The sequence below is a fragment of the Sphingopyxis sp. genome (assembly GCF_035250425.1).
Classification (GTDB): Bacteria; Pseudomonadota; Alphaproteobacteria; order Sphingomonadales; family Sphingomonadaceae; genus Sphingopyxis.
On sequence record NZ_DATFFD010000291.1, the window covers coordinates 1 to 12246 of the forward strand.

Annotated in this window: 14 protein-coding genes; 10 read left to right on the forward strand and 4 right to left on the reverse strand. The window is 61.8% G+C overall.

The window, feature by feature from the left end:
• The first annotated feature begins 46 nt into the window (after window positions 1-46).
• The 4 genes from rho (at window position 47) to VJ811_RS17700 (ending at window position 2793) form a co-directional block, all read left to right on the forward strand.
• Complete coding sequence (gene rho / locus VJ811_RS17685) at window positions 47-1303, forward strand: transcription termination factor Rho (RefSeq protein ID WP_166944984.1); 1257 nt, start codon at window positions 47-49, stop codon at window positions 1301-1303.
• 9 nt (window positions 1304-1312) lie between these two features.
• A complete protein-coding gene (locus tag VJ811_RS17690; RefSeq protein WP_324074828.1) occupies window positions 1313-1606 on the forward strand; it encodes an antibiotic biosynthesis monooxygenase in 294 nt (97 codons plus the stop codon).
• Between the two features lie 59 nt (window positions 1607-1665).
• Window positions 1666-2328 (forward strand): TerC family protein, encoded by a 663-nt coding sequence (locus VJ811_RS17695; protein ID WP_324074830.1) that lies wholly within the window; start codon window positions 1666-1668, stop codon window positions 2326-2328.
• Between the two features lie 63 nt (window positions 2329-2391).
• A complete protein-coding gene (locus tag VJ811_RS17700) occupies window positions 2392-2793 on the forward strand; it encodes a DUF1489 domain-containing protein (RefSeq protein ID WP_324074832.1) in 402 nt (133 codons plus the stop codon).
• Here the strand turns inward: VJ811_RS17700 and VJ811_RS17705 are convergent.
• Together VJ811_RS17705 and VJ811_RS17710 are read right to left on the reverse strand one after the other, a co-directional pair.
• On the reverse strand, window positions 2790-3194 hold the full coding sequence (locus tag VJ811_RS17705) for a nuclear transport factor 2 family protein (RefSeq protein ID WP_324074837.1): 405 nt from the start codon (window positions 3192-3194) through the stop codon (window positions 2790-2792). The two genes, VJ811_RS17700 and VJ811_RS17705, sit on opposite strands and share 4 nt — an antisense overlap.
• Window positions 3191-3889: a dienelactone hydrolase family protein gene (locus VJ811_RS17710; RefSeq protein WP_324074839.1), complete on the reverse strand. Its 699-nt coding sequence runs from the start codon at window positions 3887-3889 to the stop codon at window positions 3191-3193. Before VJ811_RS17710 ends, VJ811_RS17705 begins: the two co-directional genes overlap by 4 nt.
• Window positions 3890-3996: 107 nt before the next feature.
• Between VJ811_RS17710 and VJ811_RS17715 the strand changes: the two genes are divergently transcribed.
• From VJ811_RS17715 to VJ811_RS17725, 3 genes are all read left to right on the forward strand, one after another.
• On the forward strand, window positions 3997-4293 hold the full coding sequence (locus tag VJ811_RS17715; RefSeq protein ID WP_324074842.1) for a DUF6489 family protein: 297 nt from the start codon (window positions 3997-3999) through the stop codon (window positions 4291-4293).
• Between the two features lie 23 nt (window positions 4294-4316).
• Complete coding sequence (gene mnmE / locus VJ811_RS17720; protein ID WP_324074859.1) at window positions 4317-5621, forward strand: tRNA uridine-5-carboxymethylaminomethyl(34) synthesis GTPase MnmE; 1305 nt, start codon at window positions 4317-4319, stop codon at window positions 5619-5621.
• Between the two features lie 68 nt (window positions 5622-5689).
• Complete coding sequence (locus VJ811_RS17725; protein WP_324074847.1) at window positions 5690-6139, forward strand: hypothetical protein; 450 nt, start codon at window positions 5690-5692, stop codon at window positions 6137-6139.
• 1311 nt (window positions 6140-7450) lie between these two features.
• Here the strand turns inward: VJ811_RS17725 and VJ811_RS17730 are convergent.
• On the reverse strand, window positions 7451-8425 hold the full coding sequence (locus tag VJ811_RS17730; protein ID WP_414711974.1) for an IS1595 family transposase: 975 nt from the start codon (window positions 8423-8425) through the stop codon (window positions 7451-7453).
• 89 nt (window positions 8426-8514) lie between these two features.
• Between VJ811_RS17730 and VJ811_RS17735 the strand changes: the two genes are divergently transcribed.
• Window positions 8515-8754, forward strand: a complete 240-nt coding sequence (locus VJ811_RS17735; RefSeq protein WP_324074851.1) for a DUF6471 domain-containing protein — start codon at window positions 8515-8517, stop codon at window positions 8752-8754.
• A 5-nt stretch (window positions 8755-8759) separates the two neighbouring features.
• Here VJ811_RS17735 and VJ811_RS17740 read toward each other — a convergent pair whose 3' ends face one another.
• Window positions 8760-9629, reverse strand: a complete 870-nt coding sequence (locus VJ811_RS17740; protein ID WP_324074853.1) for a hypothetical protein — start codon at window positions 9627-9629, stop codon at window positions 8760-8762.
• Between the two features lie 141 nt (window positions 9630-9770).
• Here VJ811_RS17740 and mnmG point away from each other — a divergent pair, with 141 nt between their 5' ends.
• Together mnmG and VJ811_RS17750 are read left to right on the forward strand one after the other, a co-directional pair.
• The gene (mnmG, locus tag VJ811_RS17745) at window positions 9771-11630 is read left to right on the forward strand and encodes a tRNA uridine-5-carboxymethylaminomethyl(34) synthesis enzyme MnmG (RefSeq protein ID WP_324074855.1); all 1860 of its coding nucleotides are present in this window, start codon (window positions 9771-9773) and stop codon (window positions 11628-11630) included.
• Between the two features lie 106 nt (window positions 11631-11736).
• Window positions 11737-12246: 16S rRNA (guanine(527)-N(7))-methyltransferase RsmG (locus VJ811_RS17750; protein WP_324074857.1), on the forward strand; the 510-nt coding region annotated here is incomplete at its 3' end.

The window sequence follows — 12246 nt, forward strand, 5'->3', positions numbered from 1 at the left end:
GAAATCGACTGTACTTTTCTCCTGAAAATCTACCTGGAATCCATCCATGCATCTTAAAGAACTTAAAACCAAAGCCCCCGCCCAGCTTGTCGAAATGGCTGAAGAGCTGGGGGTCGAGGGCGCATCGACGCTGCGCAAGCAGGATCTGATGTTCTCGATCCTGAAAGAACTCGCCGAAGAGGGCGAGGAAATCATCGGATCGGGCACGATCGAGGTCCTCCCCGACTCGTTCGGTTTCTTGCGCTCGTCCGAAGCCAATTATCTCGCCGGTCCCGACGACATCTATGTCTCGCCGAACCAGGTTCGCAAATATGGCCTGCGCACCGGCGATACCGTCGAGGGCGAAATCCGCGCCCCGCGCGACGGCGAACGCTATTTCGCGCTGACCAAGCTGATCAGCGTCAATTTCGACGATCCCGATGTCGTTCGTCATCGGGTGAATTTCGACAATCTCACGCCGCTCTACCCGAACCAGAAGCTGTCGCTCGACACCGTCGACCCGACCGTCAAGGACAAGTCGGCGCGCGTGATCGACCTCGTCAGCCCGCAGGGCAAGGGCCAGCGCGCGCTGATCGTCGCGCCGCCGCGCACGGGTAAGACGGTGCTGCTGCAGAACATCGCCAAGGCGATCACCGACAACCATCCCGAGGTTTACCTCATCGTCCTCCTCGTCGACGAACGTCCCGAGGAAGTCACCGACATGCAGCGCAGCGTCAATGGCGAGGTCGTCTCCTCGACCTTCGACGAACCCGCGACGCGTCACGTTCAGGTCGCCGAAATGGTGATCGAAAAGGCCAAGCGCCTCGTCGAGCACAAGAAGGACGTCGTCATCCTGCTCGACTCGATCACGCGCCTCGGCCGCGCCTACAACACCGTTGTTCCAAGCTCGGGCAAGGTGCTGACCGGCGGTGTCGACGCCAACGCACTCCAGCGCCCCAAGCGCTTCTTCGGCGCCGCGCGCAACATCGAAGAAGGCGGTTCGCTGTCGATCATCGCGACCGCGCTGATCGACACCGGCAGCCGTATGGACGAGGTTATCTTCGAGGAATTCAAGGGCACGGGTAACTCCGAAATCGTGCTCGACCGCAAGGTCGCCGACAAGCGCATCTTCCCGTCGCTCGATGTCGGCAAGTCGGGCACCCGCAAGGAAGAACTGCTCGTCGAAAAGGACAAGCTCAGCAAAATGTGGGTGCTGCGCCGCATCCTCATGCAGATGGGCACGATCGACGCGATGGAATTCCTGCTCGACAAGATCAAGGATTCGAAGACCAACGAGGATTTCTTCGACTCGATGAATCAATAAACCGCCGCGATGGCCGTGATCGAACACGCCTTGCTGCACGTCCGCGCGGGCAGCGAAGCCGATTTCGGGGCGGCCGCCCGCGAAGCGCGACCGCTGATCACCGCGTCGCCGGGTTTCCTTTCGCTCGAAATTCGCCGCCCGACAGCAACCGGACAGGCTTATCTGCTTTTAGTGAAGTGGAGGTCGGTCGAGGATCATCAGGGCGGCTTCCGGCAATCGGACCGCTACCAGCAATGGCGGGCGTTGCTGCATCACTTTTATGACCCTATGCCAGAGGTCAGCTATTTCGGAGAGCCGCTGTGATTTTGGAAATTTTGACCCAGGCCGGTGCGCATGCCGCCGGATTCGGTGGACCCGGGGGTATGTGGGAAGCGATCGTCAAGGATTTCTCGAACATCACCGAGCCCGCGGCCTTTGCCGCCTTCCTGCAGGTGCTGATGATCGACCTCGTCCTCGCGGGCGACAATGCGATCGTCGTCGGTGCGCTCGCCGCGGGTCTTCCCGCCGAACAGCGCAAGAAGGTCATCCTGATCGGCGTGCTCGCGGCATTGGTGCTGCGGATCGCCTTCGCGCTCGTCGTGACCCAGCTGATGCAGATCGTCGGTCTGATCTTCGTCGGCGGCCTGCTGTTGGTTTGGGTGGCGTGGAAAATGTGGCGCGAGCTGCGTCACACCGGCCAGTCGCATGGTTCGCCCGAGATTGCGGGGGACGAACATTCGGGCCTGAAGCCCGCCAAGAGCTTTGCCGGCGCCGCGTGGGCAGTGGCCGTCGCCGACGTTTCGATGAGCCTCGACAACGTCCTCGCCGTCGCCGGCGCGGCGCGCGAGCATCCGGGCATCCTCATCGTCGGGCTGATCTTTGCCGTCGCCCTGATGGGCCTCGCGGCGAACATCATCGCCAAATATATCGAGCGTTACCGCTGGATCGCCTATGTCGGCCTCGCCGTGATCGTCTATGTCGCGGTCAAGATGATCTACGAAGGCTGGGTCGACCCGGGTGTCGGGATCGGGACGCTCTTTGGCTAAATAGGAAGAGGCCAGCCCTTAGCGGGGCTGGCTTTTTTCTTACCGGCTTCCCATCTCCCGATCATGCCCGCGCTCCACATGACCCGCGTTGCCGTCGGCTGCGCCGACTATCCGGCGCTGCAAGCGCGGATCGCCAACTATGCCGAGGCCGGCGAGATTCGCTTCGCCACACGGTTTCGGCCCAAGCGCGCCGACGAGCTGATCGGCGGCAAGCTTCATTTCATCGTGAAACATACGCTCGTTGCGCGCGTTGAAATCCTGCGCTTCGACGATCGCAGCGACGGCCGTGTCGACATCGTCTGCGTCGCCGATCTCGAGCGTGTGCATCCGCAGCCGAAACGCGCGCATCAGGGCTGGCGCTATCTGGCCGATGCCGATGCGCCGAAGGGCGTCGACGATCGAAGCGGGGTCGGCGCGTTACCGCCCGATCTCTATCGCGAGCTCGCCGAATTGATGCTGATCTAGCTCGCGGCCTGCGCTGCCAGCATTTGGCCCATTTTCTCCCACACCTTGTTGATCGCCTTGAGCGGGCGAACCATCACCTTGAAATCGCTTATCTTTCCGTCTTCATTCCAGGTGATGATATCGACGCCGTTGATTTGGATGCCGTCGAGGGCGCTTTGGAACTCGAGCACCGCCTGGTTGCCGTCGATGATCTCGCGCAGATAGCGGAAATCGTCGCCGCCGAGGACGTGGCTTGCGGCGTGGAGATAGGCGAAGACCTTGTCGCGCCCCGCCTGCGGTGTGTGGACGACGGGCGAATGGAACACCGCATCCTCGGCGAGCAGGTCGCGCAAGGCCTGCGGGTCGCCGCCGCCCGCCATATAGGTGTGCCAGGCGGCGAGGCCGGGATGCGGCGCGCTCATGCGAGTTTCTCGGCGAAGAAGGCGCGGGTGCGGCCGTCGGCGAGCTCTGCCCCTTCCTCATTGCGGCGATTGCCCATCGTTGCCGCAAAGCCATGGTCGAGTCCCGGATAATCGTGGAGCGTGACCTTCGGATGCGGATCGAGCGCGTCGTGGACCTTTTTCTGCGCCGCATGGTCGACGAAATGATCCTCGGTCGGGATATGGAGCATCAGCGGGTTGGCGATCGCGTGGCTTTCGCCCAGCATCTGGTCGATCATGACGCCATAATAGCCAACCGACGCGTCGATATCGGTCCGCGTCGCCGCCATATAGGCAAGGCGGCCGCCGAGGCAGAAACCGACCGCGCCGACCCTGTCGGCACCCTGGCTGCGCAGCCAATGGATCGCGGCTTCGATATCCTTGACCCCGTCGTCGGCGTCATATTGGCCGAAATAGCCGAGCGCCTGCTGGAATTCGGCTTCGATATCGGGGCTGAGTTCGACGCCCGGGGCGAAGCGCCAGAAGATGTCGGGTGCGATCGCTAGATAGCCTTCGGCCGCCCAGTCGTCGCATTTCTGGCGGATGCCTTCATTGACGCCGAAAATTTCGGGGATGACGATGATCGCGCGCGCGCTGTCGGCGTCGGGGCGCGCGACATAGGCGGGGATCACGCCGGCGCCATCGAGCGTCGGGATGTCGGTGTTCGTTGCGGCCATGTGGGGAGCTCTCCTGACTCTTGCTTCTTTGCGGTGAAAGCGCGAAGCTAGCGGCGCTGCGGGCGTGGCTCAAGCGGCTTACCGGCATTTCGGGGCGGAGACAGGCGATGAAGTTCAATATCGAGATCGATTGCACCCCTGAGGAGGCGCGGCGCCTGTTCGGCCTTCCCGATCTCGAGCCGTTGCACGACATCTATCTCGACCGCGTCAAGGAACTGATGGCGAAGGGCATCACCCCCGACATGGTACAGTCGATGGTCAAGACGTGGGTGCCGATGGGCGGCAGCGGGCTCGAGCTTGTCCAGTCGCTGCTGGGCCAGTTTGGCGGCGGATTGATGGGTGGCGCACCGAAATCGGCCGACAAGGATGGTGACGACAAGTCCGCCAAGGGGCGCAAGAGCTGAACCAAGCCCTTGTAAGAGATACGATTTTTGCGCTGTCGAGCGGGATGCCGCCGGCGGCGATCGGCGTCGTGCGCATCAGTGGGCCGGCGGCTGGGGCGGCGCTGAAAGCGCTCGCGGGCCGTTTGCCAACGCCGCGTCATGCTTCCCTCGCCGCGCTCAAAGACGTCGATGGCGCGCCGCTCGATAACGCGTTGATCCTGTGGTTCCCCGGCCCGGCGACGGCGACCGGCGAAGATCTCGCCGAACTGCACCTGCACGGCGGGCGTGCGGTGGTCGCGGCGGTCAAGGCGGCGCTTGGCGCGATGCCGGGGGTGCGGCCCGCGGTCGCGGGGGAGTTCACCCGGCGCGCGTTCGATAACGGCCGGATCGACCTTGCCGAGGCCGAGGGGCTGGCCGACCTGCTCGCCGCCGAGACCGAAAGCCAGCGGGTGCAGGCGCTCGGTATGGCGAGCGGGCATGTGTCGCGCGCGGTCGAGCGATGGCAGGACGCGCTGCTGACGTTGATGGCGGGGGCCGAGGCCGAACTGAATTTTGCCGACGAGGATGACGTCGAAACTGGCGAAGCTGTCGCGCGGCGTCTGATCGCGGGGATGGGAGCGCTTTCGGGCGAGCTCGGCGAATGGCTGGCGCGGCCGGCGGCCGAGGTGATCGCCGGGGGGCTGTCGGTGGTGATCGCGGGGCCGCCGAACGCCGGAAAATCGACCTTGATCAATGCTTTGGCGCAGCGTGAGCTGGCGATCGTGTCGCCCGTGGCGGGGACGACACGCGATGTGATCGAAACCCCGTTAGCGCTCGACGGGATTGCGATGCGCTTTTCGGACACGGCAGGGCTGCGCGCGGAAAGTGCCGACGATATCGAAATGATCGGCATCGATCGGGCGAAGGCGGCGGTCGAAGCGGCGGATATCATGCTGTGGCTCGGACCTCCGAAAGAGGCACCCGATCACCCGCGGACCGTCCTTGTCGCGGCGCAGGCCGACCGCTGGCGCGGCGATGCGGCGGCCGAGGCCGAGGCGGCGCATTGCGATCTGATCCTGTCGGCGGCGACGGGCGAGGGGATGGATAAGCTCCACAAATATATCGTGGAAATGGCGCGCACATTGTTGCCGCGCGAGGGCGAGGCGGCGCTGCGCCGGCGGCAGCGGGCGGCGCTCGCCGAGGCGCAGGGCTGGCTGACGATCGAGGCGGGATCGATCGAGGCGCGCGACCTGATTCTGCTCGCCGAACGGTTGCGGCTCGCGGGCGGCGCACTCGACCGGATCACCGGAAGGGCGGGAGTCGAGGATATGCTCGATACGCTTTTTGGCCGTTTCTGCATCGGGAAATGATCGGCATTATGTAGCAAACGCACCAGCGCCGATATGGGATTATCCGGCATTTGCTGGGATAAAGCGGGATGGCCGAAACCCACGTTATATCCGCCCTCGTCGATAAACGCGCCCGCGTTGATGGCATGATCCAAAACCGCCGCTTCCAAATCATGCGACTGGAAATGGAACTGGCGCATATCGACGCCGTCATCAAGATGTTCAATCCAAGCTACGACTTGGAAGCGATCTTGCCAAAGCGGTCGTTCACGAAGAATCCCGCTGGTGTCCCGAAGGGCGCTGGCGGGCGATATGCGCTCACGGTGCTACGCGAGAGCGGCGAGGCATTGACCGCCGTCGAGATCGCCCAGCGCGTCCTCACGAAGCTGAAAAAGGCGCACACCGACGAAGCGGTCGGGATGCTGGCGTCCAGCGTGCACAGCACTCTTTCCCGACGCCGTGACGGAGCCACGGTGTTTGATGCCAGCATTTACCCCGGCAAGTGGCGTTTAGCGAACACAGCGCACAAGATATTGTGAATAAATCGTGGATCAACCTCAATGGGTTGAATCGGCATTGACTCTGCTTAGCAGCTAATTCACCATTCTCCGGACGCTAGAATCAGCGAAGCCGCCTCGGGCTGTAACCCAAAGCGGCTTCTATATTCTGGCTTCCGCGCAACCTTGGTCGGGCTGCGGAAACATTGTCGTATGACGCAGGAATCTTACCCCTGTTCGACCTTGTGTCAAGCCCGGCTTAGCTCAGAAAGGAGCTAGGCTATGGCTAAGACGCCACCCAACCACGGTAAGCCGTGGACACCAGCACAGAACGCTCAGCTTCGCCGTGAAGCGGCTCAGAATACGCCTACGCGCGTTCTGGGTCTGCACCTCGGTCGAACACCGGAAGCGATCTACAATCACGCAAGCGAAATCGGCTTGTCCCTCAAGCCGACCAACCAGAGCCCTTACGGGACAAAGAAGAAGTAATTTTGTGGAGGGGCGCGTCATTATAGACGCGCCCCTTTTTTCACGACTGGGCAAACGCTGAGAACAAAGCAAGTCCGATTCGCGGACTCGATTCCGTCACGGAGTCAAGACAAATTTCGTGACACGACTCGAACGAGCGTGGTACATATCCAGCAGCTACAGAGAAGGTTGGATATGCCTGACGCTCGCGAAGTCACAATTCGCCAGAACTTTCACTACTTCCAAGGGATAGTGGGAAGCCTCATGGAGAGCCATGCGGGCCAGTACGCCCTTCTGCACGCCAGTTCGGTCGTCGATATTTTTGCGCGCCCTATAGAAGCTCTTGAAGCTGGGTACGCGAAGTTCGCGGACGGCCAATTTTCGGTCCAGAAGGTAATCGACAGGCCACTGGATTTGGGGTTCATATCATATGGCGCTGGTGAGCGGACTGCTGACAGAGGGTAAGCCTCTCGTCGAAATAACTCTCGCAGACGCCACCCCCGAGCCCCACAGCGTGACGCCTGTGGGGTATTCCGACGCCTTTAATGTCCGACCCTATCGTGCGCTCCTAGATACCGGCGCAGACATCACGTGCCTGTGCGATCACGTAGTCAACGAATGTAAACTGAAGCCATATGGGTTTGAGCGAATGATAGGCGCCTTGGGGCCGAGTTTGCATGAAACATATATAGTTAGGATTGGAATCCTGTGTGGTGATCAAGGGGACCATACGGCATCGTCTGATCGCGGCCTTTTCCAGCTAGAGCCGCTGGAAGCCGCCGTCATTCGTGACAATCAGTGGTTCGATTTGATTATCGGGACAGACGTTCTCGCTCAGCATGAGTTTACGCTGACAAAAGGTGGGGGCTTCCGTCTAACGCTGTTCTAAGCCGCGCGCTGCCAGTAGCCTTTCCATGCCCGGCTGACCCGCGCACCCATCGCGGCCGCCGTCACCATCGCAGCCTGATCGCCGTTCGACACGCGACGGTTATCTTCGCGCCACGATGCTTCGCGGGCATAGGCACCGATGTACGGTCCAGCGATATGATGGTGGGTGCCGACTTCCATCCGGCGAAGGCGGCTGAAATAGCTTTCGGCCTGATTGGTGCACGCGCCTTCGTCGAAGAACTGGACCGAGTGATTGACGCGGTGTGTCATCCAGCCGGCGTGCAGGGCATCCCAGCCCGTGCCTTCGTCGGCGTGCAGAACGGCGAGATTGGCGACATGATCGCGGACATAGGGAACGGCGTCGCCTTCGTTGGCGACGATGAAGGGCAGTGACTTGCCACCGCGCTCGCGCATGATGACGACGCACTGGCGCTTGCCCGAACGGTTGGCGACCAAGCGACGGTCCTTGCGGTCGTCCTTGTGGTTTTCCGGCTTCACGTAGCCACCGAAATACGCCCCGTCGATTTCAACGATGCCGTCAAGCTGGCGCCCCATCTGTTCGCGGGCCATCGCTTCGCGCAGCTTGTGGGTGAGAACGAAGGCGGTCTTATACTGGCAGTCAAGATCGCGGCTAAGCTGGAGAGCGGCAACGCCCTTGGCACCGTTCACGAAGATAACGATCGCTGCGAGCAGATCGACGAAGCCGAGCTTGCGGCTGGCGAAGATCGTGCCGCTCGTAACCGAGAACTGGTGGTGACAGGCAACGCACTTGAACTTGCGGCGGGTGGCAATGTCATAGGTCTCGACACAGCCGCAACGCGGGCAAACTGCCTCGCCATCGGTTTCCGGCCAGCGCATGTCGCAGAACGCCTTGTATGCGCCGTCCTCGCCCATCGTGAACACAGCTTTGAGGCTCAACGTGCGAGCCTTTGCAGAGAGGAGAAAGTGTGAACCGTGTGCCATTGTCATCATATCCAGTGATGTTATGCACTAGATATGATGGTTTACATCTCCATTGTCAATGGTCTATATCATCGTTTTTGATGATAAAGGACGCCGACATGGCCAAGGCCGATGCTGCAACGGTTGAATATGAGACTCGCGCCAAAAACTTGCTAAAGGGGGAGCTGAAACGGCGGGGGATTACCTATGCGCAGCTTGCGGAAAAGCTGGCGACGGTTGGCGTCACAGAGAACGAGCGGAACCTTAACAACAAAATCAGCCGAGGCGGTTTTTCAGCCGCGTTCATGCTGCAATGCTTAGAGGCAATTGGCGCTACATCGTTGCCGTTGCGGGACTAAGCCTTTTAGGGGCGAGCAATCCACCACAGCCAGCCGGAAAGGGCGAGAAGCCCTATCCCACAGCTAAACACGCCCCACTTGATCCAGCGGCTACCGCGAAGGACCGACCCGCCGATTATGAACAGCCATGCGATCGGCAGAAGCGCAATCGAAATTCCGATTTGTGCGCGCAATGGACTGCCGCCGATGCGGCTCGCGACGCGGCTGATTGGACTTATCTCGCTCTCTGGTTGACCGGCGCCAGCCTGGTAGGCCTGTTTGTGACTCTGGCGTTCAACTACGCCGCGTGGAAACAAGCCCGTGAAAGCAAAGTCGACACAAACTGCGCGCTGCTCGCGGCTGAAAAAAACGCCGGTGCTGCCATGAAATTGGCTGAAGTTGCGGAAACCAACTCCAAAAAGGAACTCCGCGCATACCTTGATTTCAACGGTATCCATCTTGAAAAATGGCCCGATTTTGACGGCATAGGTGTCGATGAGATTGGGATGCGATTGGGAGTAAAAATTACCAACTACGGGAGAACTCCTGCCGAAAACGTGGAGTCGGTCATTCAGCAAAAAATTCGCGTCAACAGCACCGCTTCTTTGACCAACATGTTCGGGGAAGATCGCAATGTGATTAGCTCCATTGCGCCCTCCGACGATTTTAATCTCCGATTCTGCTTCCGTGTATCTAAAGATATTTACGACGCCCTTGATAAAGGACAGCTTTGGTGTCGAGCGTGCGCCATCGTCACCTACACGGACGTGTTCGGTGAAACGCACGTATTGCGCGGTGGCTTCGAGAGCCGGAACCTGAAAGACGAATTGAGTGCGGTCGAAGGCACTCGCGCCTCCACCTAGCGCCAGCAGCGCTGCCAAAATGATCTCAATCACGCTCTTCGCCCCGTATCGGAGCGGCAATGCAGTTTGGTGCGTTTGCTACATAATGCCGGAAATGATGTTCCACGTGAAACATCGCATCGGTCGCAGCGTGGTGGATTCGCGGTCGGTTTTGCGGTAGAGGCCGCAGCAATCATGCACAGCAGCGATATTTTTGATGTCATCGTCGTCGGCGGTGGCCATGCCGGAACCGAAGCCGCCGCCGCTGCGGCGCGGCTCGGTGCGCGTGTCGCACTCGTCAGCTTCGACCCCTCGCTGATTGGCACGATGTCGTGCAACCCGGCGATCGGCGGGCTCGGCAAGGGTCATCTGATGCGCGAGGTCGACGCGCTCGACGGCTGGATGGCGCGCGCCGCCGACCACGCGGCGATCCATTACCGTATGCTCAACGCGTCGAAGGGAGCGGCGGTGCAGGGGCCGCGCATCCAGGCCGATCGCAAACTCTATCGCGACGCGATCCAGAACTTGCTCGCGGCAGAGGGCGGCATCACCGTCGTGGCGGGCGAGGCGGCCGCGCTGCGATTGTCGGCGGATGGGTGCGTCGAAGGGCTCGATCTCGCCGACGGTTCGGTTTTGTGCGCGCGCGGGGTCGTTCTCGCAACGGGAACCTTTCTCGGTGGCCGGCTGTTCCGCGGCGAAGAGCGGATGGAGGGCGGGCGCATCGGCGAGGCCGGCGCGCACCGGCTCGCCGAGCAGTTGCGCGCGGCCGACCTGCCGATGGCGCGGCTCAAGACGGGGACGCCCCCGCGGCTCGACGGGCGGACGATCGACTGGGCGCGGCTCGAGGAGCAGCCGTCGGACGGTGAGGGCTGGACCTGTTCCACGTGGAACAGCGAACGGACGGTGCCGCAGATTTTTTGCGCGATTACGCGAACCAACGCCGCGTCGCACGCGATCATCGCCGACAATCTCGATCGCTCGCCGCTGTTTACCGGTGCGATCGGTGCGGCGGGACCGCGCTATTGCCCGTCGATCGAGGACAAGATCCACCGCTTCGCCGACCGCGATGGGCATCAGGTGTTTCTCGAACCCGAGGGGCTCGATTCATATCTCGTCTATCCGAACGGCATTTCGACCTCGCTTCCCGCCGACGTGCAGCTTGCGATGCTGCGCACGATGGAAGGGCTCGAGACGGTCGAGATGGTCGTACCCGGCTATGCGGTCGAATATGACCATATCGATCCGCGCGCGCTCGACCGGACGTTGCAGGTGCGTGCGATCGGCGGGCTCTATTGCGCAGGGCAGATCAACGGCACCACCGGTTATGAGGAAGCGGCGGCGCAAGGATTGATCGCCGGCGCCAATGCGGCACTGGCGGCACAGGGCCGCGCCCCGCTGATCCTCGATCGCTCCGAATCCTATATTGGCGTGATGGTCGATGATCTGGTGCTGCAGGGGGTGACCGAACCCTATCGCATGCTCACCGCGCGCGCCGAATATCGGTTGCGGCTGCGCGCCGACAATGCGGCGACGCGGTTGACGCCGAAGGGGATCGAGCTGGGGCTGGTGCGCCCGGCGACCGCGACGCTGTTCGCGGAACGGCAGGCGGCGCGGGCGAGGGCGGAGGCGCAGCTCGATGCTCCCGTCGCGACCACGGACTATGCGGTGATCGGACTGGCGATTCCCGGCGACGGCGTCGCGCGCAAGCGTATCGATCTGCTGCGCTTTCCCGATGTGACGATCGCAATGCTGATGATGCTCGCACCCGAACTTGAATCGGTCGACGGCACGATCCTGTCCGAACTTGCCGAGGATGCGCATTATGCGCCCTATATCGCGCGGCAGGATGCCGATCTGCGTGCGCTGGCGGCGAACGAGGCGATCATGCTCGACCCCGTGCTCGATTATGCCGCGATCGGCGGGCTGTCGCGCGAGATGGTCGAGCGGCTGTCGAAGGCGCGCCCCGAGACGCTGGGGCAGGCTGCGCGGATCGATGGGGTGACGCCCGCGGCGCTCACCGCGATCATGGTGCATAGCCGGCGACGCGCGGCGTGATAGTCTTTTCGTCATTCCCGCGAAGGCGGGAATCCCGCTTTTGAGCTGAAGGTTGGTTGACGTCGACAATTTCAAAGGAAAGAGCGGGATTCCCGCCTTCGCGGGAATGACGAGGAAGGGTGGCGGCTTGTCGGAAGCATCGAAACTGTTGGACAATGAAGACGCCGCGCGCGCCTGGATGGAAGACGCCTTCGCGCCAACCCTGGACCAGTGGAAACGGCTCGAGCGATTCGTCGAGCTGCTGATTGCCGAAAGTGCGCATCAGAATCTGATCGCGTCATCGACGATCCCGACTCTGTGGGTCCGGCATATTGCCGACAGCGCGCAACTGTTGTCGTTCGACACGCGCGACGGCGAAGGCCTCTGGATCGATCTGGGGAGCGGAGCGGGGCTGCCGGGACTGGTTATCGCGATATTGAGCGCGCGGCCGATGCTGCTCGTCGAATCGCGCAAACGGCGCTGCGACTTCTTGCGGAGCGTCGCTGGGGAGCTGGGTCTTGCAAATGTCGAGGTTGTCGAGGCTCCGCTCGAGCGGATCGAGACGCGGCCCGCGGCGACGATCAGCGCGCGCGCCTTTGCCCCGCTCGACCGGCTGGTCGATCTATCCGCCCGTTTT

Excerpts from the sequence above, each read along its gene's own strand:
- VJ811_RS17730 (WP_414711974.1), bottom strand. The coding sequence starts at position 8,425 with ATGATGACAATGGCACACGGTTCACACTTTCTCCTCTCTGCAAAGGCT.
- rho (WP_166944984.1), top strand. The coding sequence starts at position 47 with ATGCATCTTAAAGAACTTAAAACCAAAGCCCCCGCCCAGCTTGTCGAA.
- VJ811_RS17690 (WP_324074828.1), top strand. The coding sequence starts at position 1,313 with ATGGCCGTGATCGAACACGCCTTGCTGCACGTCCGCGCGGGCAGCGAA.
- VJ811_RS17695 (WP_324074830.1), top strand. The coding sequence starts at position 1,666 with ATGTGGGAAGCGATCGTCAAGGATTTCTCGAACATCACCGAGCCCGCG.
- VJ811_RS17710 (WP_324074839.1), bottom strand. The coding sequence starts at position 3,889 with ATGGCCGCAACGAACACCGACATCCCGACGCTCGATGGCGCCGGCGTG.
- VJ811_RS17715 (WP_324074842.1), top strand. The coding sequence starts at position 3,997 with ATGAAGTTCAATATCGAGATCGATTGCACCCCTGAGGAGGCGCGGCGC.
- VJ811_RS17725 (WP_324074847.1), top strand. The coding sequence starts at position 5,690 with ATGGCCGAAACCCACGTTATATCCGCCCTCGTCGATAAACGCGCCCGC.
- VJ811_RS17735 (WP_324074851.1), top strand. The coding sequence starts at position 8,515 with ATGGCCAAGGCCGATGCTGCAACGGTTGAATATGAGACTCGCGCCAAA.
- VJ811_RS17700 (WP_324074832.1), top strand. The coding sequence starts at position 2,392 with ATGCCCGCGCTCCACATGACCCGCGTTGCCGTCGGCTGCGCCGACTAT.
- VJ811_RS17705 (WP_324074837.1), bottom strand. The coding sequence starts at position 3,194 with ATGAGCGCGCCGCATCCCGGCCTCGCCGCCTGGCACACCTATATGGCG.
- mnmG (WP_324074855.1), top strand. The coding sequence starts at position 9,771 with ATGCACAGCAGCGATATTTTTGATGTCATCGTCGTCGGCGGTGGCCAT.